Source organism: Deltaproteobacteria bacterium, assembly GCA_013151235.1.
Lineage (GTDB): Bacteria > CG2-30-53-67 > CG2-30-53-67 > CG2-30-53-67 > CG2-30-53-67 > JAADIO01.
In genome coordinates this window covers 1-26,584 of sequence record JAADIO010000036.1, presented here as the reverse complement: position 1 = coordinate 26,584, position 26,584 = coordinate 1, and the positions used below count along the sequence as shown (strand labels likewise).

Genomic DNA, 26,584 nt, shown 5'->3' with positions numbered 1-26,584 from the left:
ATTCTGAAATTCCACCCAATATGCTGTAATAAAAGAGAGAAAGGGGAGTAAGATGGGATATGGAAAGATAGATGAACTCTGTGTCAATACGATCCGGATGACGGCGGTGGAAGGGGTGGAGAAGGCAAAATCCGGTCATCCGGGGATGCCGATGGGGGATGCCCCCATGGCCTACGTCCTGTGGGATCGTTTTTTGAAACACAATCCGGGGAATCCCCGCTGGCCGAACCGCGACCGCTTCATCCTTTCGGCCGGACACGGCTCCATGCTCCTCTATTCGCTGCTCCATCTGACCGGTTATCCTCTGAGCCTGGACGATCTGAAGCAGTTTCGTCAATGGGGAAGCCCTACGGCGGGGCATCCGGAGTATTGCCTGGAACATGGGATCGAGATGACCACCGGGCCGTTGGGGCAGGGCTTTGCTACCGGCGTCGGCATGGCCATGGCCGAGGCGTATCTCGCCTCCCACTTTAACCGTCCGGGGCTTGATCTGGTGGATCATTTTACCTATGCCATCGTCAGCGACGGCGACCTGATGGAGGGAATCTCGTCCGAGGCGGCTTCCATGGCCGGGCACCTTGGGCTCGGAAAGATGATCTATCTTTATTCCGCCAATCAGATTTCTATTGAAGGATCGACGGAGATCGCCTTTACCGAGGATGTGGGGAAACGGTTCGAGGCTTACCGCTGGCATGTTCAGCGTGTGGACGGGAACGATCTTGCACAGATCGATGCCGCCCTCCGGTCCGCCCGGACGGAGACGAAGAAACCCTCTCTGATTATTGCCCGAACCCATATCGGATTCGGCAGTCCCAATAAACACGATACGGCGGATGTACATGGATCTCCCCTCGGGGTGGAGGAGCTGAAGCTGACCAAGGAAAACCTGGGATGGCCCCAGGAGCCTCCCTTTTACATCCCGGAGGAGGCTCTCTCCCATCTCCGTTTGGCCGGGGAGAGGGGAGCGAAGGCCGAAGAGGCGTGGAATGAGATTTTCAAGGACTATGGCAAGAAGCATCCGGATCTTTCTGCTCAATGGGAATTGATGCAATCGGGCGGGCTTCCGGCGGGATGGGAAAAGTCGGTTCCCGTTTTTGCGCCTGATGACGGGCCGATCGCGACGCGGAGTGCCTCGGGCAAGGTCTTAAATGCCGTGGCCGGGGATTTCCCCTTTCTCATCGGGGGCTCGGCCGATCTGGCCCCGTCCAACAATACCTTCCTCAAAGGCCTGGGAGAATTCCAGCGGGGGGAGCCGGGCAGGAATATCCATTTCGGTGTCCGCGAACATGCCATGGGGGCGGTCCTGAACGGTATGGCCTTGAGCAGTCTGATTCCGTATGGCGGTACCTTCCTGATTTTTTCCGACTACATGAAACCGGCCATCCGTCTGGCCGCACTTATGGAACAGCATGTGATCTATGTCTTTACCCACGACTCCATCGGGTTGGGGGAAGACGGCCCGACCCATCAGCCGGTGGAACAGCTTGCGGGCTTGCGTGCCATCCCGAATCTTACGGTGATCCGACCGGCCGATGCCAACGAGACGGCCGAAGCGTGGAAGGTTGCACTGGCCCACAGCGGGGGGCCGGTGGCGTTGATCCTGACCCGTCAGAAACTCCCCGTTTATGATCGAAGCCGTTATGCCCCGGTGGCGGGCGCGGAACGGGGCGGTTATATCCTCTCTGATGATCCCGGGGGCGTGCCGGAATTGATTCTGATGGCCACCGGTTCCGAGGTGGAGATTGCCCTGGCGGCAGCGGAGGCCCTTCGGGAGGAAAAGCATCGGGTACGGGTGGTTTCTCTTCCCTCGTGGGAGCTCTTTGAGAAACAATCGGACGCCTACCGGGAGGAGGTCCTTCCATCCCGGGTGAAGGCTCGCCTGGCCGTTGAAGCCGGCTCCTCCGTCGGCTGGTGCCGTTTTGTCGGCCTGGATGGGAAGGTCGTCGGCCTGGATCGATTCGGGGCATCGGCGCCGGGTAAGGTGGTCATGGAGAAACTCGGTTTTACAGCGGAGAATGTGGCGGCGCAATCGAAAGCCCTTCTTGGGTGAACGACCGGACCTTTGCAGCGGAAGGATCGAGGAGGGAAAGGTGGCTTGTATGAGTGATGAACCGGATGGACGTCCGCCCGGCCGGACGTCGGAGAGAATCGGCAATCAGGAGCCGGTCCAGGGGGAGGTCTGCCCGACCGTGGAAATCCCTGACCCCTGCGCCCTGGTCATCTTCGGTGCTTCCGGAGATCTGACCCGGCGGAAACTGATTCCGGCCCTCTACTATCTCTATCATAACAATTTTCTTCCCCCGGCTTTCTTTATTCTGGGAACCGCCCGAACCCTGATGACGGATGATGCCTTCCGGGAGACCCTGATGGAGGGGACACGGACGGCCCATTCCGGTGTCTTCGACAAAGAGAAGTGGTCCGCCTTCTCCCGGCATATTTTTTATCATTCTCTTGACTACGGCGATCCCGATTCCTATCGGGCGCTTCATGAACGGATTGAAGAGAAAGAGAGGGAACAGGCAACCGGACGGAACCGGATCTTTTATCTGGCGGTTCCTCCCACGCTCTATGAAACCATTGCGGAACGGCTCGGGGAGGCGGGCTTGGCCCGTCAGGACGATGGGTATGCCCGGATTATTATTGAAAAGCCTTTCGGCCGGGACCTGGCCAGTGCGCAGGAGTTAAATACCCACCTGCACCATTATTTTCTGGAGAACCAGGTTTTCCGGATTGATCATTATCTTGGCAAGGAGACCGTCCAGAATATCCTCATCTTCCGCTTTATGAACGCCATATTCGAGCCTATATGGAACCGTCGTTATATCGATCACGTTCAGATCACAGCCGTCGAGACCCTGGGGGTGGAAAGCCGTGCTGGGTACTATGAAGGTGCCGGAGTCCTGCGTGACATGTTTCAGAATCATATGATGCAGCTTTTGGCCTTGACGGCGATGGAACCTCCCACCTATTTCAATGCCGAACGGGTACGGGATGAAAAAATCAAGGTCTTCCGGTCTCTCCGGTCCTTTGACCTGGAGAAACTCGGGGAGAGCCTGGTCCTGGGTCAGTACGGTCCGGGGGAACTCAAAGGAAAGCGGCTGCCGGGCTACCGGGAGGAAAAGGGGGTCGCTGCCGATTCCCGGACTCCCACCTTTGCGGCGGCCTGTTTCTTTGTGGATAACTGGCGATGGCAGGGGGTTCCATTTTACCTTCGTTCCGGGAAACGTCTTCCGCGAAAGGTCACGGAAATCGCCGTCCAGTTCAGGGAGATTCCTCACCTCATGCTTCGTGCCGTAACGGATGAGTCGATCGCTCCGAATGTCCTGATCCTGCGGATTCAGCCGGACGAGCGGATCATGATTACCTTCCAGACCAAGAAGCCGGGATTCAAATCCTGCCTCCGGCCGGTGATGCTCGATTTTTCCTATAAAGATGCTGCCGGGGGGATCGCCCTTGACTCCTACGAGCGGGTACTCCTCGACGGGATGTTGGGCGACCCGATGCTTTTTGTCCGGGAGGAGGGGGTCGAGCGGACCTGGTCGATCTTGACGCCGGTACTGGAAGTGATTGAAAACCGCGAGAAACATTTTCCACTCTATCGTTATCCGGCCGGCTCCTCCGGACCCGTCGAGGCCAATGCCTTGCTGGAACATGACGAAGATCGTTGGCGGGAGCTGTGAAGGACGCTTTTTCAGAAAGTTCGCCTCCTTCAATTTTGAGTGAATTCGTGAATCAGGTCGGACGGAATATCCGGGTCTTTTCCGATCCGGAGGCGCTCAGCCGGGCGGGAGCCGAGTTCTTTCTATCGAGTGCCTTGACGGCCATTCGGGGAAAAGGTCGTTTTTCCGCAGTCCTTTCGGGTGGTTCGACACCGAGGCGGCTCTACCGTTTGCTGGCAATGCCGGAATATTCTGCGCAACTCCCCTGGGAGCAAATCGATCTTTACTGGGGCGACGAGCGTTGCGTTCCGCCGGAGGATGGAAAGAGTAATTTCGGGATGGTCTGTGAGGAACTCCTGTCTAAAATCGATATCCCCGCAGGAAACATTCACCGGATGCAGGGTGAACTCAATCCGGAAAAGGGTGCCCGGCAATATGAAAAGGAATTGAGGCGTTATTTCTCGGAGACCGGATCGGATGGGCTGGACCTGGTCCTGTTGGGGCTGGGCAATGACGGTCATACGGCATCGTTGTTTCCCCGGTCCGCTTCATTGGAAGAAAAAGACCGACTTGTTGTTCCGGCGGTCTCGCCGCAGGGAATTCGCCGGCGGCTTACCCTGACCTTGCCTCTCCTGAACCGCAGCGGGGCGGTTCTGTTTCTCGTATCGGGGAAGGGGAAGCGAGAGCCGTTGAACAGGGTTTTGCAGCCGGGGAGTGTGGCGGAGATTCCGGCCCGTGGTGTGCGGCCTCTTTCCGGGGAACTCTACTGGTATATCGATCGGGATGCTGCCGGGGGGAAGGACGGCTAAGGGGTGCTTCATGCGAATCCGGTGGAAACTGATATTACTGATCACTTTTTTCAGGCTCTTTTCGCCCTGTATTGAGGCACACTCCTGCGAAAAGTGCCATGCATCGTTGGGAGAGCAGACGGCGGTCGGAAAGGCCTATATTGATTGGAAGGGGACGGCCCATGCAAAATCCGGCATCACGTGCGACAGGTGTCACGGCGGGAACCCGGGTGCGGTATCATTCGCTGAGGCCCATCGCGATGTCCTTGACCCTTCCGATCCCGCCAGTCCCGTTTTCCGGGCGAACATCCCGCAACTTTGCGGGGGATGTCATCGCCCCCAGCTGAAAGAATTTCTCCGCAGCAAACACTATCGAGCCATCCGTGCAGGAAATCATAAATTCCACGGACCGACCTGTGTTACCTGTCACGGATCGATGCATACCTCCATCCTGTTTCCTGAAAATGTGGCGGAGGCCTGCCGTAAATGTCACCATCCCGAAAGTGGTTTGCCGCAGCAGATCCCTGAAGAGGCCCATGCCACACTCGGACTAATCTTCTACGCCAAGAATACCCTTCAGTGGAGTGCCGAGTTTATCAAAATGGCAGAGAGCCGGGGGGTTGATGTTGCAAGGGCGGCGGAGGTTCTGAAAGAGGCGGAGCAGCAGTATAAGGCATCCAAGGTGAAATGGCACTCCTTTGACTTCAAGGAGATTCTGAAAAAGGTAGACGGTGCTTATCAGTCGGCCCGGAAGGCCAAGCGGCTTGTCGATGAAGCGCTTGCCCGGGATCTGAAAAAAAATAATCCCGGACGAACTTCCGTCGAGAAAAAGGTTTTTGAATAGCGATTCCGTTTTATCTTGCCGCTTGCCTGAGGGCATTCCGGTCAAGAACGGTAACGTATCGCTCCTTGATTTCAATAATTCCGTCCGACTGCAACTGCTTCAGGGAACGGGAGACGGTCTCTCGTGCCGTACCGATGAGGGAGGCGATCTCCTGGTGGGTCAATCCCAGAGGGAAGCGGACCTGCCCCTGTGAAAGGTGGACCTGTTGCGCTGCTTTCTCCAGAAGAAAACCGGCGAGGCGACGGGAGGCATCCTTCAGGGTGAGGTCGGTGACCACGGTGGTGAAGTGCCGAAGGCGGTTTCCGACGATCTCATAGATCTTCCCGGTAATGACGGGGTATTTTTTCAGGATGTCCAGAAAGTTTTTCCGGCTCAATGAGAGAAGAGTTGCTGCACTGAGTGCCTCAGCCGAAGCCGGGTAATTGCCCCCGTCCAGCAGGGGTAGTTCGGCGAAAAAGTCACCCGGACCGAAGACGCGGAGGATTTTCTCCTTTCCCCCCTCGGAAAGTTTGAAGACCTTGACCTGCCCCATCCGGATCAGATAGAGGCGGCGTCCCGGTTCTCCCTCGTGAAACAGAATTTCGCCTTTCCGGGTTTGCTTTTCCTCCAGAAAAGGTAAAATGGTGCGGAGTTCTTCCTCTTTCAGGGAGGTGAAGAAGGGAATTTTCTGCAAGAGTCTCAGGTTCTTCTCGTTTGATCGGTTGTCCATTCAAACCCCGTTTCATTTCGGATTTATGTAATCTGTGACGGCTCAGGTTGCTGCTGTTTCTCCATAAGAAAAGAGGTAAGGAATGAAAACCTGCTGCGTATTTTTTATACATCGAGGATTTGAGCACCGCAATAACGCAATCATGCGGAAAAAGAGAGATGACCCGAGACGTTACCATAATTTAACAGAAAGGGGAGGCGAGTGTAAAGGAGAATTCCTCCATACCCGTTACTTCCGTGTTGACAATAGTCTTGTAAAAATGTATTCTTATCAAATAGTTAACGTTATAAGGTGGTCTACCCCTTGAATATTCCTAACTTCCTCTCCATGCTGCGAATCATTCTCATTCCTCTCTTTATCGTGCTCCTTCTTCCTGCGCGGCAGGAGACGGTCTGTCTCTGGCCTTTTCTGATATTTTCACTGGCATCGATTACGGATTTTTTCGACGGCTATATTGCCCGAAGTACGAACCAGGTTACCAAGATCGGGAAGCTTCTCGACCCGATCGCAGATAAAATTCTTGTTGCGTCGGCACTTATTTTCCTGGTCCAACTGCATCGGGTGTCGGCATGGATCGTGGTGGTGATGATCGCCCGGGAGTTTGCCGTGACGGGGCTCCGGGCCATGGCCTCCACGGAGGGGGTGGTTATTCCGGCTGACCGTTTGGGGAAATACAAGATGGGGGCGCAGATTACGGCCATTCTCATGCTCCTTTTGAACAATCATTTCTTTTTTCTGAGCTGGCATTTTCTGGGGACCCTTTTCATCTGGGCGGCCATGTTTCTGGCACTGATCTCCGGTGTGCAGTATGCTCTCCGTTTTGCGCGGGAGATAGACTTCTCATGACTTTCTCCCATGTCTTTGCCCCCTTGTGTTCAATACTTTTTTCCTATCTGCTCGGTTCCATCTGTTTCGGGGTCCTCATCGCGAAACGACGGGGGGTCAACCTGAGGGAAGCAGGGAGCGGAAATGTCGGCAGCACGAATGTGCTTCGGGTGATCGGGAAAAAGGAAGGGGCTTTGACTCTGGCCGGGGATCTGCTCAAGGGGACGGTTGCCGTTGCGGCCGCCCGCTTCCTGGTTGGAATGGAACAGCCGGGTTGGATGGCCCTGTCCGCCCTGGCCGCGATTTTGGGCCACAATTTTCCCCTTTACTACCGTTTCCGGGGAGGGAAGGGGGTGGCGACCACCTTCGGGGTCCTTCTCGCCTACATGCCCTTCATCGGATTGCTTTTACTGCTGATCTGGGGGGTTGCATTCGCTCTGACCCATGTCTCTTCGGTCGGTGCTCTTTCGGTTGCGGTGATGCTGCCGGTGTTAACCTTTTTTCTGACGAAAGAGATGATTCAGTTTCGGTTTGCATTGGTGGTGTCGGTGATGATGGTGATCCGACATCGGGAAAATATCCGCCGTCTTTTGCGGGGGGAGGAAGGATGAACCAGGCTGTGTCGCGGTCCATGCCGGTGTGGAAGATCGTGGTTTTCTTCCTTGTTCTCTTTTTGTTCGTCGATCTTCTGGTCCCGGGCCCTGTTGTTTCTTATGAATGGATGGATGTCATTCAGGATAATTCCCCCCTCCTGGTTCCGTCTGAAATTCTGAAACGACCCGTCCCGGAACTTTCCGGCACGGGCCCTTCGCTCCTCTTTCAGAAACTGCAAAAAGAATGGTTTCTGCGAAAACGTTACGTCGCACTGGGCAATGATAAGCTCAGCGATCTTTTGCTGAATCGTATCCATGAGCAGCTGGTCGATCTGGGAGCGATTCGAGTGCGAACTTTTGCGGCATCCTTGTTGCGTGAGGCGGATTTTCTCTCACTTCAGGGAGATTATCAGAAGGCACTGAGCCTTTGTCGTAAGGCCGAGGACTTTGCCGGAGATCTTCCCGAAACCCACTGGAAACTCGCGGAACTTCTCTGGCGGCAGAGCCCGGCAAATTTGTTCCGAGTCCTGGAGGAGGCTTTCCGGACGGGAAAGAGCCTGGTCCTTTCATTTGAATTCGCCGCACTCCTGATCATGGACGGTCTCTTTCTTCTCCTGATGGCCGGTGTTGTCTTTTTCGGGGTGTTCTATCTTGTGGTGTTGCTCCGGTATGGCCGGATGTTGTATCATGATTTGTACGAACTGCTGCCGGGCGATCCAAGCCGTGCCGGGTTGTTGATTATCATGGCTTGCCTCTTGTCCGCCCCCCTCCTGCTGGGGGGAGGACTCTTCGGTGTCTGTGTCCTCTGGCTCATCCTCCTCTGGAGTTATTCGGGCAGGAAAGAACGGTTCATCCATCTTTTCTTTTTGTTTTTTCTTCTGGTAACACCCCTCTGGACGGATATGCTGCAGAGAGGGGTGGAACATCTGTCCAGTGATCGTATGCAGTCGATTCTCGGTCATCGGGACGGAGACGCCGATGACGCAGCGGTGGCCGGTCTGGCCCGTCTGACGGAACAATTCCCAAAGGATGACGCAGCCTTTTTCATGTTGGGGACGGCTTACAAAAAACGGGGAGAGTATGCAAAGGCGAAGAAGGTTCTGGAAAAGGCGATTCATCAGAATGGGAACGAGGCGGATTATTACAATAATCTCGGGAATGTCTATTATGCTATGCGCAACCTGAAAAAGGCCGTTGAAATGTACAACGAGGCGATTGCTCTCGATCCGAGGGAGGCGGCTTTTCATTTCAATCTCAGTGCTGTCCAGCGGGAACTCTTTCTCCTCGATAAAAGTGACAGTGAGTATTTCAAAGCCCGGAAACTGAATCCTGCAGAAGTCTCCTATTATGTGAAGATCCTGGGCCCGAATTACAACCGGATGGTGATTGATACGGTCCTGCCCGACCGGAATCTCTGGAATGGTTTTTTCAAGACGCTCTTCTCGGTCGGGCCGGCCGACCGGTCGCAAGGAGGGGTTCTGAAGAAGATCATTGTCCGGGGTGGACTGGTCTTGCTGATTCTTCCGGTGGCATTGCTCCTTCATCTGCTCCGGCGTTTCCGCGGTTATTCCCGGCGTTGCGGAAAATGCGGTGTCGTCTTTTGCCGAAAATGCCAGAGTCACCGGCGTCGTGAGGCGATCTGCTCACAATGTGCCTATATTTTTGGAAAAGGTGCGGGGGTGGATGTCAAGATGCGGACGCGAAAGATCATTGAAATTCTGAGTTACAAGGAACGGAAGGTGGAAAAGGGGAGGATCCTCGGAATCCTGATTCCCGGCGGCGGCCATATTTATTTCGGACGGCCGGTTACCGGTTTTGTCATACTCTTCCTGGTGGTCTGTCTTCTGGTTTCCGGATTTTTTCGGTCGATCCTGCCCCCGGGTGTCATGGTCTTTGAAGCAGTGCCCTGGAGCCGGCATCTCTGGTTGCTCCTGCCGGTGATGGTTGTCTATCTGTTGTCTTGTTTTCATCTCTATCGTTTACAGGATTGATCGCTCTCCCCTTTTGTAAGTTGAGAGAACTCATGGCTCTTGAAGGAAACATCAAAGATTTCGGCATAACGGATATCCTGCAGTTGATCGGGATGCAGAAGAAGACAGGAATCCTTACGCTGACCGCTGGGGAGGATACGGCGACCCTCACCTTTGAGGCGGGGATGGTGGTGGCGGCGGAATCCTATCGAAAAAAGAAAAGTGATCTCATCGGGTGGGCGCTGGTGGAATCGGAGCTTCTCTCGAAACAGGATCTTGAAAGGGCACTGGCCCGGCAGAAAGAGACGGGACGGAAACTGGGTCATATTCTGGTAGAAGAGAACCTGGTCCGGGCGGAAGATCTGGCCAGCATGATTCAACTTCAGGTTCGGGAGACGGTCTACCGGATTTTCGACTGGCAGGAGGGAATCTACCGTTTTGCGCAGCAACCTTCGGTGACCTATGACCATACCAATATGGTTCCCCTCTCCTGTGAGAAGATTCTCATGGAGGCCATGCGGATCATTGATGAATGGCCCCTGGTGCGGAAGGTCATTCATGATTACAGCCGGATCTTTGAGAAGACCGACGAGAAGAGAATGATCGATGCTTCTGCACAGGATCTGGATCGTGCAATTGACCGAATGTTTGAGGAGGGACAGGAAGAGAACCTGTCCGACCGGAAGGAGACCCTGGATCAGGAATTTCCGCTCAGCCCGGCAGAGGTCCGGATTTATCAATTGGTGGAAGGTACGCGGGATGTACAGAAACTGATCCATCTCGGCCGAATCGGAACCTTTGAAACCTGCAAGGCGTTGTACAGCCTGGTTTCCGCAGGGCTCATCCGGGAGATAAGCGGAAAGGGAGAAACTCCTGCAGGGGCGGGGAGGAGGGGAGAGAAGGGCCGCGGAAAGAAGGTGTTGCGCAATCTTGCCGCGTATGTGATTATGTTCCTATTCCTGCTTCTTCTGGTTTTTGCTTCACGCAAACCGACAGGAGGGCTCCTCACGGCCATTACGGGAGGTGTGGGGACTTCTCTTGGACCCATCCGGAATGTTTATGCCGTCCGGGAAATGGATCGCATCTTTTTTGCCTGTGACGTCTATTTTCTGGAGGAGCAGGTCCTCCCGGAGGATCCGGTGGAACTGGTCCGGAAAGGGATTCTCCACTCGGCGGAGCTGTTTGATCCCTGGGGGCGGAAATACCGGTACCGGAGCAGAAATCGTACAATCTTCCTGAAAAGTTTCGGTGCGGATGGGGTTGAGGGAACGTCGGATGATATTGTCAAAGAACATGTTCTGTAAGATTGCGGTACTCCAATACGTCTTTGTGCGTTTCGTGCGTAGACGGGGAACGGTCTTTTGATCAGAGGATTTGGTTCCATGAGGATGATTTAAAATGGATGCACAGGAGATGCTGGAACAGCTCGAAATGCTGGCACAGAAACTCTCGATTCAGGTCCGTTATGAGCGGTGCAACAGCCGGGGTGGCATCTGCCGTGTCAAGGAGGACCGGATGATCATCATCCGAAAAACCCTGACAGTCCAGGAAAAAGCAGAAATCCTGGGTCGGGCCCTTTCCGGCCTGTCCCTTGAAGAGACCTATCTGGTTCCCGAAGTGCGGCAATTTCTGGAGAGCTTCGGAAGGGAGAAGGAAAGGGAGCTCCGGCAGGATGAGGTCTCGGGAGATGCTCGTCCGCTTTCCTAAACTCTTCCTTTTTTTTGAAGATGGTTGTACGTTCGGTATGCAGCTTTACCTCTTTTTGTTGATTATGTCATTTACAAAGTTCTGGTTATCGGCAAACTTCAGGGCTTCTTCCCTCCGTATTTTTCCTTCTCTGGCCAGTTTGATCAAGCTGGAATCGATCGATTCGAAATCTTCCTGTTCGTTCAGCATCTGGGTGCGCAGTTGATGGATCTTCTTGATCCGGATCAGGTTCCGGACCCTGGATGAAGGGGTCAGCTTTTCGTAAGCCAGTACTCGGCTCTTGCCGTCCCGGGAGAGGACCAGCCGTTGAGAGAGGATCAAGAGGAGGGATTCGGCCAATTGGGCCCGGATCTGGTTGTGCTGATCTCCGGGGAAGACGTTAATCAAACGGTCGATGGTGGCCGTGGCATTCAGGGTGTGGAGCGTCCCCAATACCAGATGCCCCGTCTCCGCAGCACTGAGGGCGATGGAGATGCTTTCGTAATCCCGAAGTTCTCCGATCATGATGACATCGGGACTCTGACGGAAGATGTTTCTCAACCCTTCAGAGAAGGAGGCTGTATCGGTTCCGACCTCCCGCTGATTGACGTTGCTGTTCTTATGCTGGAAGAGGAACTCGATGGGGTCCTCAATGGTAATGATATTGGACTGATGATGGGTGTTGATCACCTCTATGAGGGAGGCGATGGTGGTTGACTTTCCATGTCCCGCCGGGCCGGTGACCAGGATCAGACCCTGAGGCCGTAAGGCATACTCCCGGACCCAGCCGGGAAGGCCCAACTCTTCGAGAGAGGGAATCCGTTCCATCAGGTTCCGGGCGGTCAGGGAGAGAGATCCTCGCTGAAAATAGATATTGATCCGGAACCGTCCCATATCGAAAAGGGAGTAGGCGAATTCGAGGGCCGACTGTTGCTGCAACTTTGTTTTCTGGTTTTCCGTCAGGATCGAAAAAACCAGTTCTTCCACCTGACCGGGCGTCAGCGAGGGGGTCTTGAGGCGAGTTACCTTGTTGTTGATCTTCAGGCAGGGCGCCACTCCGGCGGTAATCAGCAGATCGGTGGCATTCTCTTCCACAGTAACTTTCAGGAGTTCCCGGATGTCGAGCGTTTTATCCGGCAATGAGGGTACGACACAGGACTTGGTATAAGGCCGCTCCCCGTAGCCTTCCTTTTCAAAGAAGGCGATGGCATCGAGGATGTCCTTTTCCGAGGCCAGAACCCCGCGGATGGAACGCCGCAGGGTGTATTCCAGATCGTACTGGATTTTGAGATCCGTGGGGTCGGCCATGGCCACGATCAATGTATTCCCTTCCAGCGCAACGGGCAGGACGTTGTGGAACTTGACCTTGTCGAAGGGGAGCATCCGCTGGAGGAGGGGGGTGATCTCATGGCCGGTCAGATTGATGCTCTGAATGCCCAGCTTCGAGCTGAGGACATTCATCAGGGTTTCTTCATCAATATATCCCAGCATGATCAGGTTGGTTCCGAGAAATCCTCCCTGCTGATACTGGCGTTTCAGGGCCTCCTTCAGCTGGTCTTCTCCGATGAGGCCGTTCTTGACCAGAATTTCACCTAATTTATCGCCTGTTGCCGGTTTTGTAGAGATCATGGTCCCTCCGATGGGTGGGAAAACATTCCGGTATGGGTAACTCAGGTCACCTCGTGGCTATAGAAATATTATAACAAGGGATCAGCAATTCGACAATAAATGATTCTCCGGTGTAGTTCATGGAGGACCTTTTATTTTGCGGGTGAAGAATCATGTTACTCGTAGCGGATTGCTTCGACGGGATCGAGTCTGGAGGCCTTGTAGGAAGGGTAGAGGGTCGAGGCGAGGCTGATCAGAAGGGAAATGCCGATCACCAGGAGTACATCGAGGGGCTCCACCCGGGAGGGGAGTTTGTCGATGTAATAGACGGAACTGTCGATGAGCTGGAAGTGAAAGATCCGTTCGATCAGGGCTACGATGGACTCCAGGTTGAACGCGACCAGAAGTCCCAGGGTGGAACCGAGGGTCGTCCCCACAAAACCGATGATCATCCCTTCGACCATGAAGATCCGCATGATGCTCTGCCACCGGGCACCCATCGATTTCAGGATGGCGATATCCTTCCCCTTTTCCATCACAACCATCGTCAGGGTGCTGATGATGTTCAGGGCGGCGACCAGGACGATCAGGGAGAGGATAATGAACATGGTGATCTTTTCAAGCCGCAGGGCGGAAAAGAGGTTCCGGTTCATCTGCATCCAGTCTTTCGCCCAGAAGGCGGGGCCGAGTCTGTGCTGAATTTCTTTCCGGATCTTCGGGGCTTGATAGATGTCGTCGATCTTCACCTCCACGCCGGTGACACGATTGTTGAGGTTAAAAAACTGCTGTGCCTCCTGAAGACCGACATAGGCCAGTCCCGTGTCGTATTCATAGAGACCGGCATCGAAGATTCCCACCACCTTGAACCGGGTCATTTTGGGGACCATTCCGAGAGGGGTGATCCTTCCGAGCGGGGAAACGACATTGACGGGATCACCCAAAAAAACGCCCAGCATGCCGGCGAGTTCCTTGCCGATCACAATGCCCCGTGGGGGAGGGGGGCTCCCGGGCCGTGCCGGGTGTGGAGCGATATCCACAAGGTTGCCGGCCACCATGTTCCGGTTGATGTCGGTCACCTTGCCTTCCTCTTTCGGGAGGATTCCCCGAAGCACCACGCCGGCGACGCTGCTTTCCGAAGTCAGCATGACCTGGTTGTAGATGAAGGGGGTCGCCGAGCGGACGTGGGGGTTCTCCCGGATTTTTTTTACCACGTCCCGGTAGTCGGCCATCCCCTGTTTCCCGAAGGAGAGGACGACAATATGAGAGTTGGTCCCGAGGATCTTGGCCTTCAGATCCTCTTCGAAACCGCTCATGACGGCCAGAACGATGATCAGGGCCATGACGCCGACGGTGACGCCGATAATCGAGATCAGCGTGATGATGGAGACAAAGGTATTCTTCCGTTTGGACTTAAGGTAGCGAAGACCGATGAAGAGTTCGTAGCGCATGACGGGCTGTTGTCCTGATAGACGTTTATCCGGGATTGCGGTCCGCTACTCCGGACGCATCTGCGGGAAGAGAATGACATCCCGGATCGATTCGTTCCCGGTCAGGAGCATGATGAGCCGGTCGATGCCGATCCCTTCGCCTGCGGCGGGGGGCATTCCGTATTCCAGTGCCCGGACGAAATCGTGGTCCATATACATGGCCTCTTCATCTCCCCCTTTGCGTTCGGCGACCTGTGCCTCGAATCGGCCGCGCTGATCTTCGGGATCGTTCAGTTCGGAAAAGGCATTGGCCATCTCTTTCCCGGCGATGAAGAGTTCGAAGCGTTCCACCTCATCGGGGTTGTCCGGTTTTCGCTTGGAAAGGGGCGAAAGTTCCGTTGGATAATCGATGACAAAGGTCGGCTGAATCAGATTCTCTTCGACCAGGGTCTCAAAGAGTTTGTCCAGGACCTTGGTGCGGGACGCCTTCGGCGGCAGGGCGATCTCCAGGGTCTCCGCCGCCCGGCGGACGGCCGCCGTGTCGTCCAGTGTCTCCGGGGCAAACCCCTTTTCCTGCAGGGCTTCCTCGAGGGCCGCCCGGTAGGGGAGCCGCCGATAGGGGGGGGCCATGTTGATCTTGTGTCCCTTGTACGGAAGTACAAGGGAATCATGGACCTTTCCGGTGATCTCGGAGAGAAGTTCTTCCGTCAGGGTCATCATGTCCCTGTAGTCGGCATAGGCCATGTAGAATTCGATCATGGTGAATTCCGGATTGTGCTGGAGGTCCATCCCCTCGTTTCGGAAGTTCCGGTTCAGTTCATAGACCCGCTCAAACCCGCCCACCAAAAGCCGTTTCAGGTAGAGTTCCGGGGCGATCCGGAGATAGAGATCGATTCCTAAGGCGTTGTGATGGGTGACAAACGGGCGGGCCGTGGCGCCGCCGGGAATCGGCTGCATCATCGGTGTTTCTACCTCGATGAAGTCCCTCCGGTTCATGAACTCCCTTATCGCGGCAATGATCCGGCTCCGCTGAACGAAGGTCCGTTGGACATCGGGATTGGCGATCAGATCAAGATAGCGTTGGCGGTAACGGATTTCCTTGTCCTTGAGGCCGTGCCATTTTTCCGGCAGGGGCCGGACGGCCTTGGTCAGGAGTTTCAGCGTCCGGATTTCGATGGTCAGTTCACCGGTCCGGGTGAAGAAAAGCACTCCCTGCACGCCGATGAAGTCGCCGATATCCACCCGTTTAAAGAGGCGGAATTCTTCGGCGGACAGGACGTTTTTGGCGGCGAAGATCTGGATGCGGCCGCTTGCGTCCCGGATGTGGGCAAAGGCGGCCTTGCCGAACCGGCGCAGGGAGACGATCCGGCCGGCAACATGGACGGAAGGTTTCTCCTTCTCCAGCGCCTCGGGTGCGGTCTTCCCGAAATTTGCAAGGATTGCCTCCGCGGTATCTTCGGGGTCGTAACGGTGCGCGTAAAGGGGGATGCCCTCCGCCTCCATCTCCCGGATTTTTTTCTTCCGCTGCTGTATGATTTCGTTTTCGTCTTGTGCCATTTCCATCCTTTTCGTTTAATGCGCCGCCACTATAGAAGAGTTCGCCCCTCTCGTCAAGAAAAGAAGCGATGCCGAACGGCCGCCGTCCGTTCATTTCTTTCGTAACAGGTAGGCCTTCATGAATTCATCAATCTCTCCGTCGAGGACGGCTTCGACATTGCCTTTTTCCACTTTGGTCCGGTTGTCCTTAACGAGTTGGTAGGGCTGAAGGACGTAGGAGCGGATCTGGTTGCCCCAGCCGATCTCTTTTTTCTCGCCGTGCATCTCCTCGACTTTTTCCTTTTGTTTCTCCACTTCAAGTTCATAGATCCGGGCCTTCAGGACCTTCAGGGCGGAGGCCTTGTTCTTGTGCTGGGAGCGTTCATTCTGACACTGCACCACAATCCCCGTAGGGAGATGGGTGATCCGAACGGCGGAGTCGGTGACATTGACATGCTGACCACCGGCACCGCTCGACCGGTAGGTGTCGATCCGCAAGTCCTCGTCCCGGATCGGTACCTCGATTTCTTCGTCCAATTCGGGCAGGATCATCACGGAGGCAAAGGAGGTATGACGCCGTTTCCCGGCGTCGAAGGGAGAGATCCGGACGAGCCGGTGTACGCCGTCTTCCGATTTAAGGAGACCGTAGGCATATTCTCCCTCGACGATGAATGTGACGCTCTTGATCCCGGCTTCTTCGCCGTACATCAGGTCGAGGATCTTGATTTTGAATCTTTTTCGTTCCGTCCAGCGTTGATACATGCGGAAGAGCATCTGCGCCCAGTCCTGTGATTCCGTTCCCCCGGCACCGGAATGGATGTTGACGATGGCGTTGTTGGGGTCATTTTCTTCCCCGAGCATGGTTTTCAGTTCGAGGTCGGTCATGGCGGTCCGGAACTCCCGGAGAGCCGTGCGGATTTCAGGATAGAGGTCTTCCGCCTCTTCTTCCCGGCAAAGTTCGATCAAGGTCTCCAGGTCGTCGTGGACCTGTTGCACTTTTTTCCATTCGGAAAGTTGATTCTGAAGGGCGGCACGCTTCTTCAGCGGTTTCTGTGCGCTCTGAGGGTTGTTCCAGAAATCCGGGTTGGAAATGGTTCTTTCGAGCTGCTCTAATTGCCGGTGCGTCTCCGAGAGGTCAAAGATGACTCCGCAGGAGTTCGAAATCATGGGCCACCGTTTTGAATTCCTTTTTCAGCTCATCAATCATCTGATCCTCCAAAAGAAAACACGGGGGTGCAAGCCCCCTTTGTGTAAATAGATTTTCATATCATATCACGGGGGTGATTGCAACCGCTTATTGCAGAACGAAATTGCTTGATATTGTTGACAAAACAAGATAAATTAAGTACATTGTACCCGACAATGGGAGGAAATTCCATGACGCAAATCATCGACCACGAGAAAGCCAAACGCCTGGCGAGAACCATTCTCTCCGATATCGCACTTTATAATCAACCCAAAATTGAAAAAGGGATTAAAAACGATAATCTCTTTGAACTGCTGGACGAAGACCTCCGGAAGGGACGGGAACTCTACCGGAGTCGTGTTGCCCCGGAGATTGTTGATACCACGAACTATTTTAATCATGCCGTGGTTGACATCCTGGTCATGAAGGGGGGCAAGGTCGAGTCGAGTATCTGGTAGTTTGCGAGCCGACCGGTTTTCGGGGGAGGATCGGTTTTCCCGTTTGTTTCATTCAGTCGTTCGTTTGTCGGTACAAGAGTTTCGGGGGATGGGCCTTCCTGCCTCTTGATCCTGGTTTTTTTCATCACGTCGTGTTTCTTTCAACCTTTTTATTTCATGGATGAGGTGTGCTATGGCAACGCAGGATCTGACTGAAGTTCGCAATCTGGCTGTGGTCGGTCACGGGGGTGTGGGAAAAACCTCCTTTTGTGAAGCGGCACTGTTCAACGCGAAGGTGACGACCCGATTAAACCGGGTCGATGAAGGGAATTCCATTCTTGACTATTCATCGGAAGAGATTGAACGAAAGAGCACGCTCTCTTCCTCCATGGCCGTGATCCCCTGGAAGAAAAAAGAAATCTTCTGTATGGACACCCCGGGGTACACGAATTTTCTGGCCGACACCAAGGGGGTCCTGAAGGTAATGGACTCGGCGGTCGTCCTGGTCAGCGCCGTTTCCGGAGTGAAGGTGGAGACGGAAAAGGTGTGGGGTTATCTGTCCGATTATGGACTGGCCTCGATGATTTTCGTGAACAAGATGGACCGGGAGCGTTCGGATTTCTTCAAGGCCATTGAGATGATCGAGTCCACCCTGGAGGCGCGGCCCCTCGTGATGCAGCTTCCCCTCGGAAAGGAGGCGGACTTTACGGGGGTCTTTGATCTACTGACCATGGAGTCCTGCACCTACACTGACGGCAAGGTGAACCGATCCGGGGAGATCCCCGCTGAATTGAAGGAGCAGGTCGATGCCTTCCGCGAAAAATTAGTGGAGACCGCCGTGGAGACCGACGATGACCTGATGGAGCGGTATCTCGAAGGAGGGGTGGTCACGGATGACGAGATCCGTGCCGCCATCGCGAAAGGGACGACCGAGCGTCAGTTTGTGCCGGTCTATTGCGGAGCGGCGCTTCCGAACATCGGGGTCGATCTTTTTCTGGACGGGGTGATCTCTTTTCTCCCGGCCCCGGATCAGGTGGGAGATGAGCGGGCGATTGAAGGTGTCAACCCGGAAAACGATGAATTGGTTACTCGCGAACCTTCTCCCAACGCACCGTTAGTAGCCCAGGTCTACAAGACGGTTGTCGACCCTTTTGCGGGGAAGCTCAATTTTTTCCGGGTCTTTTCCGGGGTGATGAAGGCGGATTCGACCGTCTGGAACAGTTGTTCCAATGAGAAAGAACGGGTAGGCACGATCTTGCGTCTTACCGGCAAGGAGCAGAAGTCGGTCCCGGAGGTTGGAGTAGGTGAAATCGCCGCCGTGGCCAAGCTGAAGAATACAGTAACCGGCGATACCCTGTGCAGCGAGAGCGCCCCCGTCCGTCTTTCTCCCATACTCTTTCCTGAGCCCGTGATCTCTTTCGCCGTGGAGGCAAAATCGAAGGGGGATGAGGACAAATTAGGCCAGGCCCTTTCGAAGATTGCGGAGGAGGAACCCGCACTGAAGATCGAAAGGCGCGAAGAGACTTCCGAACTGGTTGTCTCCGTCATGGGGATGGTTCACATGGAGGTCATTCTCGCCCGGATGAAGCAGAAATTCGGTGTTGAGGTCGACCTGAAGGAGCCGAAAATTCCTTACAAGGAGACCATCCGGAAGAAATCGGAGGTCCAGGGCAAATACAAGAAACAGACCGGCGGTCACGGCCAGTTCGGTGATGTCTGGATCCGTTTTGAACCCCTGCCCAAGGGGTCGGGCTTTGAGTTTGCCGAAGAGATCGTCGGCGGTGCGGTCCCCCGGCAATTTATTCCCGCCGTGGAAAAGGGCCTGACCGAAGCGATCCGGAAAGGACCGCTGGCGGGCTATCCCATGGTTGATTTCAAAGCCACTCTTTATGACGGCTCCTACCACAGTGTTGATTCTTCGGAAATGGCCTTCAAGGTAGCCGCTTCGATGGCCCTGAAAAAAGGGTGCCTCGAAGCCGCCCCGGTACTGTTGGAACCGATCATGAAGATGCAGATCATGGTGCCCGATGATTTTGTCGGCGGGGTGATCAGTGACCTCAACTCGCGCCGGGGCAAGGTCCTGGGGGTGGATGCGCGGGGGAGTACCCAGATTGTTTCCGCTGAGGTTCCCATGGTGGAGACCATGAAGTATGTGGCGACACTTCGGTCTATTACGGGGGGGCGGGGTTCCTTTGAACTCTCCTTTGATCATTATGCGGAACTTCCCGCCCACCTGAGTGACAAAGTGATTTCGGAAGCGAAGAGCAGTGAGCAGTCATCCGAGGATTGACGGCTGTAAGTATTGAATAAAATAGAATAAACTTGACTTCGGCCCCGATCTGTAGTATGTTTAAAATTAGTTCGCAGATCTGAATTTCATGGAGGCCGAAGCATGACCAAGGCGGATATTGTTGAAGAGGTCTACAGCCGGGTCGGATTCTCCAAGAAGGAGTCCTCCGATGTGGTGGAAACGGTTTTAGAGACGATCAAGAAAACCCTGGAGCGCGGGGATGTTGTAAAGATCGCCGGTTTCGGGAACTTTTCCATCCGGAACAAGGGCTCCCGGAAGGGGCGTAATCCGAAGACGGGCGAGGAGATCGAGATTACACCCCGCAAGGTGGTTACCTTCAAGCCGAGCCAGGTCTTCAAGGAGCACATTCTGAAGTATGATGCGCGGAAATCTCCGGAAGAGGCCTGATCTGCGGTAATCGTAGGTAATATCCTGCGGCGCTGTTCCGGTCCGTGGATGGAATAAAACATGCAGAAGATTCCCAATAAATTCTTTTTCCGTATCGGCGAGGTCAGCAAGCTTACCAGTGTGGAACCTCATGTTCTCCGGTACTGGGAGACGGAATTTAAAAGCCTGCGTCCCAAAAAGAACAAGGCCGGCCAGCGGGTCTACAAAAAGAAAGATGTCCTCCTCATTCTGAAAATAAAGGAACTTCTTTACAAACAGAAATATACGATCGCCGGGGCGAAAAAACGGATCGAATCCGAACAAAGTTTAAGTGAAATTGTTTCCGCCACGCCCCACCTCCGGGAGACTTTGAGTGAAGTGAAAACGGAACTCAAAGAGGTTCTGGAAATCCTGGGGTAATGCCTCTTGCAAGTCCCTTCCCCGATTGTTATCCTCTTTCCCCATACATGGTCTGCTGAATTGACGAACGGGCAATCTTGTGTAAGATAGAACGGTCTTATCGGTTCAGACGTTCCTCGATTTTAGGATGTTCGGAGGTGGAGATGATCCACAGAACCACGATTTTTCTGCTGGGGTTTCTGCTCGGGTGGGGGGTCTATGCCTCGGCGGAAGGCCCGCAAAGGGACTATTCGGGTTGGCACAAGGGGCAAGCAAAGGTCACGCCGATCTGGACGCTTCCCAAGGCCACGGCGCCGTCGAACATGGTCTGGGGTACGCCCTCCATGCCGGGCCGGTTCCGGTCGGATCAATTCTTCACCCCGGATATCTGCGGCGGGTGTCACAGAAAGATCTATGACCAATGGAAGGGGTCCATGATGGGGAATGCCTGGAAAGACCCTGTTTTTATCGCGGTCTATAAATCGTATTTGCGACGGGCTGAAACCGGTCCGGAAAAAGAAGAGACGGCCATGTGTCCCCGGTGCCATACCCCGGTTGGCTACCTTGCCGACGAACCGGGCCGTTACCTGACCGGTGAACTCTCCGCACCGGCAAGGTCCGGGGTTTACTGCGATGTCTGTCATACCGTGTCGAGCAGCGCCGGAGTTGGAAACGGGGCGTTTATTCTCAAACCCGGCAATGCCGCGGAAGGGAAAGGCGGGACCAAGTTCGGCCCTCGCCGCGATTCGGTCTCTCCTTTTCACCGGACGGCCTATTCCGAACTTCATACCCGTTCCGAGTTGTGCGGAATGTGTCATGACGTGGCGCACGCCCACAACATCATGCCGATCGAAAACACCTACACGGAATGGCGGACCAGCCCCTATAATACGGGGGATCCGAAGACCTCTACACACTGCCAGGATTGTCACATGCGTCAGACGCCGTCGGTGGCTGCCACGGGAATTACGGCGCGTCCCGATACGCCCGGGTTCGCTGCGCCCAAAGGGATGGGGGCGAAGCACCGTACCCATGTCTGGCAGCACTGGTTTGTCGGGGGCAATGCCATGGTCCCGGAACTCCTCGGGAATCCGGCCTGGGCACAGATGGCCCGGGACCGGCTCTCCAAGGCGGTCGTCGTCGCCGTCAAGGGGGCGACAAAACCGGTCCGGGCTGGGAAGCTCTTCCGTTTTGAGGTGCGTGTGGATAATGTCGGCGCCGGGCATTACCTTCCGACCGGTTTGACCTACGTCCGCCAGATGTGGCTCCATGTGACGGTCAAGGGTCCCGACGGCAGGGTCCTGTACGAATCCGGGGGCCTGGACCGGGACGGGAATCTCGGCCCCGATGCCGTGATTTATAAAACCGTCCTCGGGGAGGGGGGGAAGGAGAGAAAACCGACCTTCTTCCTCCCGGCAGCCGTGCAGGTCCTCTCCGATAAACGGATTCGCCCCAAGGGATATTCGGTGGAACATTATGCCTTTGTCGTCCCGGAAGATGTCCGAGGAGAGATTGTAATCCGGGTCGTTGTCCGTTATCGGAGTGCGCCGCAGTTCCTCGTGAACAAACTGCTGGGCAAGGATGCCCCGGTATTGCCGGTCTTCGACATGGCGCAAACGGTCAGGAAGGTCGCTCTCCGGTGATGTGCCGTGGTGATTCCGTCCTGCCCCCGTGCCTTCATCCCCGCTTGTAACCGAACTGCCGTAACAGGCTCCTGCGGTATTCCTTGTCTTTCTCTTCTTCCACCCCTTTGGGTGAAAAACCGTCGATGACCCCCAGGATCCCCCGTCCTTGCTCCGTCTCCGCGACGATTACCTCCACCGGATTTGCCGTGGCGCAGAAGATCCGGCAGACCTCCGGGCACCCCTTGACGGCATTGAGCACATTGATCGGAAAGACCTCCTTCATCATGATGATAAAGCTGTGCCCGGCGGCCACCTGTTTCATGTTTTCAATGGAGGTATGGATCAATGCCTCGTCATTACCGTCGCTCCGGATCAGGCAGACGCCGGAGGCTTCACAGAAGGCGAGGCCGAACCGGGCCGATGGGACCTGACTGACCATGATCTCGTAAAGGTCCTCCACGGTCTTGATGAAGTGGGTCTGGCCGAGGATGATGTTGCTCTCTTCGGGTATATTCAGCGATACGGTCGTAATGTTCATGAATTCCTCCCTGTATGATTTTTTCTTTCTGAAAACTCCTTTCGGATCAGTTGCAGTTCCTCTTCTTTCGTTTTGACTTCTCCATCCAGGCGGGCGTATCGGAGCCGTTCGAGAATCCGCCGGTAGACGGGACCCGGGGCGAAACCGAGCCGTCCGATCTCGTCTCCCGTGATTTCCGGTTTGACGGACCGGTCACGGGTCAGATAATTGGAAAAACGTTTTCTTGCAATCTCCGAGTCGGTGAGGGCCATCATCAATAACAGCGTCTCCATCGGGATTCCCGTCAGGAGCCGGTCGATTTCACTCGGCGGTATTCTTCGGTCGTGCTCCAGCCGGTTCAGCACGTCATAGAACAGATCCCGCCCGATGAGGTATTTTGCGCTCAGGTCCTGTGGCAGTTCCAGGTTGGCGCCGGCTTCCTTCACGTCCTTTTCGTCAAGCCGATGGAGCAGGCCCAGCAGGTAGACCAGATACGGCTCGATTGGAATATCCAGGTAGAGGAGATTGAACCAGGCCAGCACCTTTTTGATGGAAACAAACAGGGCGGCCATTTCACGGGGCAGTTTCAGCCTGGGATGAATAAATTGCAGCAGGTGAAACGATTCCATCCGCCGGACCGAAGGGAAGGGATTCTCTTCTTCGAAGAGGTATTTGAGTTCGATCAGGACCCGCTTGCCCGAAAGTTTCTGAAAGAGGTTCATCCTGACGGCGCTTTCGATCAGGTTCGAGGTATCCCGGCCGATGGTGAAATGGAAACGGGTTTCAAAGCGGATGGCCCGGAAGGCGCGCGTGGGATCTTCCACGAAACTCAGGTTGTGAAGGACCCGGATCGACCGGTCCTTCAGGTCCCGCTGTCCCCCGAAGTAGTCGATGAGACGGCCGAATGCATTTCCGTTTAACTGAATGATCAGGGTATTGATGGTGAAATCCCGCCGGTAGAGGTCTTTCTTTACCGAACTGATCTCGACCGTCGGCAGGGCGGCGGGATATTCATAGTACTCCGTCCGGGCCGTGGCGAAATCGATCCGGAACCCGTCCGGCAGGATCACGACGGCGGTGCCGAAGCGGGGGTGGCTCCTGATCCGCCCCCGGTGTTTCTCCGCGAAACTCTTCGCCAGGGTGATCCCATCCCCTTTAACCACGATATCTATATCGAGATTTCGGATCCCGAGGAGGAGGTCCCGGACGAATCCGCCCACGACGTAAGCGGAGAATGCCAGATTGTCCGCCGCCTTCCCGATACTTTCCAGGAGCGCGATCAGAGAGACCGGTAGGCGTTCCTCCATAAGCTTCCGCAGGTTCCTGCTGAAGACGGCCTCTTCATCCCCGAAGTCGACAGGATAACCGGGGCTCATCCGGATGTCCTCGTGCAGCGCCTTCAGAAGATCCGTCCGTGTGATTGCGCCGATGACCTGATCCCGGTCGATGACCGGCATCATCCGCTGGTTCTTTTCAATCATGGTTTTCTCGATGACGAAGAGGGAGGTCGTGGGTGAGGCGGTCTCGAAGTCGGAACTCATCAGTTCCCGTACCGGCGTATGCTGCAGTTGATGAAAGATCCCTTTCTGGACGATCTCCCGGGTCACGACGCCGGCGAACCGTCCCCCTTCCAGAACGGGCAGGGCATTGATATTGTAGCGGGTCATACGGTCCGAGGCGTCCTGCAGTGTGTTTCCGGCGTTGATCGTGACGAGGGGGGTGGTCATTATATCCCGGGCTGAGCGTACGGGGGATATATGGCGGCGCAGGGATTGCAACAGATCTTCCTTGATCTGCTGGAGCGTCCGGTCCTTGATCGTTCCCGAAGCGGCCGAGGGATGTCCGCCGCCGTGGAAGTCGGTCAGGATCTCTCCGGCATTAACCTCCGGGATCCGGGAACGGGCCACGAGGTAGACCCGGTCCGCCATACGCACCAGGACGAAAAGTGCATTGATGTTCTCCATGTCCCTGAGCTTGTGGACCAGTACGGCCAGGTCCCCGATATATTTTTCCACCGAGGAGACGGCGATTACGATGGAAATCCCCTTGATGTCGTAGGTCGTGGCGGAATGGATCAGGTCGTTCAGCAGGGAGACCTGTTCTGCCGTCAATTCCCGGGTCATGAAATCGGAGACGAGGTTCAAATCCGCTCCCCTTTCCAGGAGATAGGCGGCGGCGTCCAGGTCCGCCTTGCGGGTCGAGGCAAAGGTAAAGGAGCCGGTATCTTCGTAAATTCCCAATGCGAAGATCGTTGCCTCCAGGGGAGTGATCTTCATTCCTCTCTCCTGGAAGAGTTCCATGAAGATCGTGGTTGTGGAACCCCGCTCCCGAATCACCGATTTGTCGGCCGGAATGTCTCCGGGGGCCGCCGGATGATGATCGTAGATGTGGACTTCCACGTTCGGTTTGCCGACCAGATCGGCGAACTTCCCGATCCGCTTGCGGGAACGGGTATCGACGATGATCAGCCGCTTGATCTCGTCGAGGTTGATGTTCTTGAGGCGGTCGAACTTCAGGGTATAGCTTGCGGCGTGCAGGAAAAACTGGCGCAGCGTCGACTCCTGTGATCCGGCAAAGACGGGGCGGGCTTCGGGATAGAGCTTCTTCGCCGCCACCATGGAGGCGAGGCAGTCGAAATCGGCGTTTACATGGGTGGTGATCACGTCCATGGTGTCATCCCCGTCCTTCGCAGTCTCACGGCCCGTACCCGTTTCACTATAGTTTGGCGGTGCTTGCATGTCAAACCTTTTGCATACGCTTGTGTACGGTTTTCCGCTTGTCACGATATTCTCGTATGCGTATAATCGCCACGGTAATATTTCGACGTTGGACTGTTCGACCGGGCTACGGGGGATTACGCATGACAGGTCCTATCCGGTTTCGGGGAATCTTTCTGGCGGCCGTGATCCTCCTGGTGTTCCTCGTGGGACAGGCCGGGCGGGAAGCTGCTGCCACCCGACGACCTGCGCGTGGCTGAGGTCGTCAGGGAGGCCTATGCCGGGGGGATTACGTGATCCCCCATCTTGCCGGACTTGGCGCGTTGGCCTGGATGCTCTGGTTTACGGGACCTATCGCGGCCCGTGAAACCAGCCGGCGGGTGATCCGGAGACCGGAAGAACCCGCCATTCCCCCTTCACTGGTCCGGGCGGCCTCCGCCGCCGGAGTCGGCCTTGTCCGGATCGCCCGTCTTCCTTATTCAGGCAGAAAATACATGCTTCTTCTATCCGAGAAAATGGGGACAGCGACCATTTTTATTGACGTGTTTTGTGAAGTGAGAGTCCTGGGGGACACCCATTAAAAGGCACCGTGTCAAGAGAGAAAAACTCCCCTACGCAAGAAAAAGGTTTTTTCTTGCGAATATTTTCGTAGGTTATCCGCGTCCTTGCGATTGCCGTAGTTTCTTTCGGTTTAGGCGTCAGCACTAAACTTCACTGCACCAGTCACCCATCAGGATCAAGGCAATGACAGCTTGAACTACTCTGTCGGCCCTTTCCACCTTTCCGGTGGACCAGAAAATCTTCGGTTCCATGCCGTGTCCATTGGAAGGAGAACAGACGGTATGGTTGTGAACCAACCCCGAGGTGGCTCACGGCATGGGCAGCAAAGAGGTGGATAACTTTTATACCGGGTGGAACGGATGACCAATCAGACCTAATGGATTCTCACCAACCCCAAGCCAGGTTCACCGTTCCAGCCAACCGTTATGCGAATAACTTCTCCGGGCAAAAAGGGACTTGGTCCCGCATGATATAATAGGCTCCCTTGGCCAGTTTGTGACCCAGGGCCATGTGAGCGACCATAAAGTTTGTCTTCTGCATTTTCCGGTTGTAGTAGGCCCTGGCATCTGCATGATAACGCCGTGACAACTCCGAGGCTTCGGAGAAAGCCCAAGCCAGATATTTATTGCCGTTCTTTTTGTTTCCCTTGCCTTTGGCCTTTCCATTACTCGTCCATCGACTGGGAACCTTCCGGCAGTAGGAGACATAGTTTCCAGCTTTTGTAAAACGCCCGATGGGGCCGCTCTCCAGCATGATGGTCAGGGCCAATATCTTTCCCACTCCCGGAATGCTGAGGAGAAAACTGTGGGATGCATTCAAA

22 protein-coding genes and 1 pseudogene are annotated in these 26,584 nt (G+C 55.1%); 15 read left to right on the top strand and 8 right to left on the bottom strand.

Annotated features, from left to right (window positions below; all coding sequences use genetic code 11):
- The first annotated feature begins 52 nt into the window (after nt 1-52).
- The 4 genes from tkt to GXP58_07380 are packed head-to-tail and all read left to right on the top strand — an operon-like array spanning nt 53 to nt 5,291.
- On the top strand, nt 53-2,050 hold the full coding sequence (gene tkt / locus GXP58_07395; protein NOY53432.1) for a transketolase: 1,998 nt from the start codon (nt 53-55) through the stop codon (nt 2,048-2,050).
- Between the two features lie 49 nt (nt 2,051-2,099).
- The gene (gene zwf, locus GXP58_07390) at nt 2,100-3,680 is read left to right on the top strand and encodes a glucose-6-phosphate dehydrogenase (protein ID NOY53431.1); all 1,581 of its coding nucleotides are present in this window, start codon (nt 2,100-2,102) and stop codon (nt 3,678-3,680) included.
- A gap of 47 nt (nt 3,681-3,727) precedes the next feature.
- On the top strand, nt 3,728-4,468 hold the full coding sequence (gene pgl / locus GXP58_07385) for a 6-phosphogluconolactonase (GenBank protein NOY53430.1): 741 nt from the start codon (nt 3,728-3,730) through the stop codon (nt 4,466-4,468).
- A gap of 10 nt (nt 4,469-4,478) precedes the next feature.
- Entirely contained in the window at nt 4,479-5,291 is an 813-nt protein-coding gene (locus GXP58_07380; GenBank protein NOY53429.1) for a hypothetical protein, read from the top strand.
- 10 nt (nt 5,292-5,301) lie between these two features.
- Here the strand turns inward: GXP58_07380 and GXP58_07375 are convergent, their stop codons facing one another.
- Entirely contained in the window at nt 5,302-6,000 is a 699-nt protein-coding gene (locus GXP58_07375; GenBank protein ID NOY53428.1) for a Crp/Fnr family transcriptional regulator, read from the bottom strand.
- 327 nt (nt 6,001-6,327) lie between these two features.
- Here GXP58_07375 and pgsA point away from each other — a divergent pair, with 327 nt between their 5' ends.
- The 5 genes from pgsA (at nt 6,328) to GXP58_07350 (ending at nt 11,095) form a co-directional block, all read left to right on the top strand.
- The gene (gene pgsA / locus GXP58_07370; GenBank protein NOY53427.1) at nt 6,328-6,846 is read left to right on the top strand and encodes a CDP-diacylglycerol--glycerol-3-phosphate 3-phosphatidyltransferase; all 519 of its coding nucleotides are present in this window, start codon (nt 6,328-6,330) and stop codon (nt 6,844-6,846) included.
- A 32-nt stretch (nt 6,847-6,878) separates the two neighbouring features.
- Entirely contained in the window at nt 6,879-7,436 is a 558-nt protein-coding gene (gene plsY, locus GXP58_07365; protein NOY53426.1) for a glycerol-3-phosphate 1-O-acyltransferase PlsY, read from the top strand.
- Nucleotides 7,433-9,409 (top strand): tetratricopeptide repeat protein, encoded by a 1,977-nt coding sequence (locus GXP58_07360; protein NOY53425.1) that lies wholly within the window; start codon nt 7,433-7,435, stop codon nt 9,407-9,409. The genes plsY and GXP58_07360 overlap by 4 nt, the downstream gene beginning before the upstream one ends.
- Before the next feature lie 32 nt (nt 9,410-9,441).
- The gene (locus tag GXP58_07355; protein ID NOY53424.1) at nt 9,442-10,692 is read left to right on the top strand and encodes a DUF4388 domain-containing protein; all 1,251 of its coding nucleotides are present in this window, start codon (nt 9,442-9,444) and stop codon (nt 10,690-10,692) included.
- Nucleotides 10,693-10,786: 94 nt separating this feature from the next.
- Nucleotides 10,787-11,095 carry a hypothetical protein gene (locus tag GXP58_07350; protein ID NOY53423.1) on the top strand — a complete coding sequence of 103 codons (309 nt, stop codon included), beginning with the start codon at nt 10,787-10,789 and terminating at the stop codon, nt 11,093-11,095.
- Nucleotides 11,096-11,140: 45 nt separating this feature from the next.
- On the opposite strand, the gene GXP58_07345 is transcribed toward GXP58_07350, so the two are convergent.
- The 4 genes from GXP58_07345 to prfB all read right to left on the bottom strand — a co-directional run bounded on the left by GXP58_07345 (nt 11,141) and on the right by prfB (nt 16,812).
- Nucleotides 11,141-12,703: a PilT/PilU family type 4a pilus ATPase gene (locus GXP58_07345; protein NOY53422.1), complete on the bottom strand. Its 1,563-nt coding sequence runs from the start codon at nt 12,701-12,703 to the stop codon at nt 11,141-11,143.
- Between the two features lie 155 nt (nt 12,704-12,858).
- Entirely contained in the window at nt 12,859-14,130 is a 1,272-nt protein-coding gene (locus GXP58_07340; GenBank protein NOY53421.1) for a lipoprotein-releasing ABC transporter permease subunit, read from the bottom strand.
- 45 nt (nt 14,131-14,175) lie between these two features.
- Nucleotides 14,176-15,666, bottom strand: a complete 1,491-nt coding sequence (gene lysS / locus GXP58_07335) for a lysine--tRNA ligase (GenBank protein NOY53420.1) — start codon at nt 15,664-15,666, stop codon at nt 14,176-14,178.
- 90 nt (nt 15,667-15,756) lie between these two features.
- Nucleotides 15,757-16,812, bottom strand: a complete 1,056-nt coding sequence (gene prfB / locus GXP58_07330) for a peptide chain release factor 2 (GenBank protein ID NOY53419.1) — start codon at nt 16,810-16,812, stop codon at nt 15,757-15,759.
- Between the two features lie 210 nt (nt 16,813-17,022).
- On the opposite strand from prfB, the gene GXP58_07325 reads away from it, so the two are divergent.
- The 5 genes from GXP58_07325 to GXP58_07305 all read left to right on the top strand — a co-directional run bounded on the left by GXP58_07325 (nt 17,023) and on the right by GXP58_07305 (nt 21,987).
- Nucleotides 17,023-17,289 (top strand): hypothetical protein, encoded by a 267-nt coding sequence (locus GXP58_07325; GenBank protein ID NOY53418.1) that lies wholly within the window; start codon nt 17,023-17,025, stop codon nt 17,287-17,289.
- 172 nt (nt 17,290-17,461) lie between these two features.
- On the top strand, nt 17,462-19,558 hold the full coding sequence (gene fusA / locus GXP58_07320) for an elongation factor G (GenBank protein NOY53417.1): 2,097 nt from the start codon (nt 17,462-17,464) through the stop codon (nt 19,556-19,558).
- 102 nt (nt 19,559-19,660) lie between these two features.
- Nucleotides 19,661-19,966: an integration host factor subunit alpha gene (locus tag GXP58_07315; GenBank protein ID NOY53416.1), complete on the top strand. Its 306-nt coding sequence runs from the start codon at nt 19,661-19,663 to the stop codon at nt 19,964-19,966.
- Nucleotides 19,967-20,026: 60 nt separating this feature from the next.
- Nucleotides 20,027-20,365, top strand: coding sequence for a MerR family transcriptional regulator (locus tag GXP58_07310; GenBank protein NOY53415.1), 339 nt, complete (start codon nt 20,027-20,029; stop codon nt 20,363-20,365).
- A 143-nt stretch (nt 20,366-20,508) separates the two neighbouring features.
- Complete coding sequence (locus GXP58_07305; GenBank protein NOY53414.1) at nt 20,509-21,987, top strand: cytochrome c554 family protein; 1,479 nt, start codon at nt 20,509-20,511, stop codon at nt 21,985-21,987.
- 34 nt (nt 21,988-22,021) lie between these two features.
- Here GXP58_07305 and GXP58_07300 read toward each other — a convergent pair whose 3' ends face one another.
- A complete protein-coding gene (locus GXP58_07300; GenBank protein NOY53413.1) occupies nt 22,022-22,507 on the bottom strand; it encodes a hypothetical protein in 486 nt (161 codons plus the stop codon).
- Complete coding sequence (locus tag GXP58_07295) at nt 22,504-25,155, bottom strand: CBS domain-containing protein (GenBank protein ID NOY53412.1); 2,652 nt, start codon at nt 25,153-25,155, stop codon at nt 22,504-22,506. The genes GXP58_07300 and GXP58_07295 overlap by 4 nt, the downstream gene beginning before the upstream one ends.
- Before the next feature lie 341 nt (nt 25,156-25,496).
- On the opposite strand from GXP58_07295, the gene GXP58_07290 reads away from it, so the two are divergent.
- A complete protein-coding gene (locus GXP58_07290; GenBank protein ID NOY53411.1) occupies nt 25,497-25,784 on the top strand; it encodes a hypothetical protein in 288 nt (95 codons plus the stop codon).
- Nucleotides 25,785-26,193: 409 nt separating this feature from the next.
- Here the strand turns inward: GXP58_07290 and GXP58_07285 are convergent.
- Nucleotides 26,194-26,584, bottom strand: a pseudogene (locus tag GXP58_07285) (IS110 family transposase).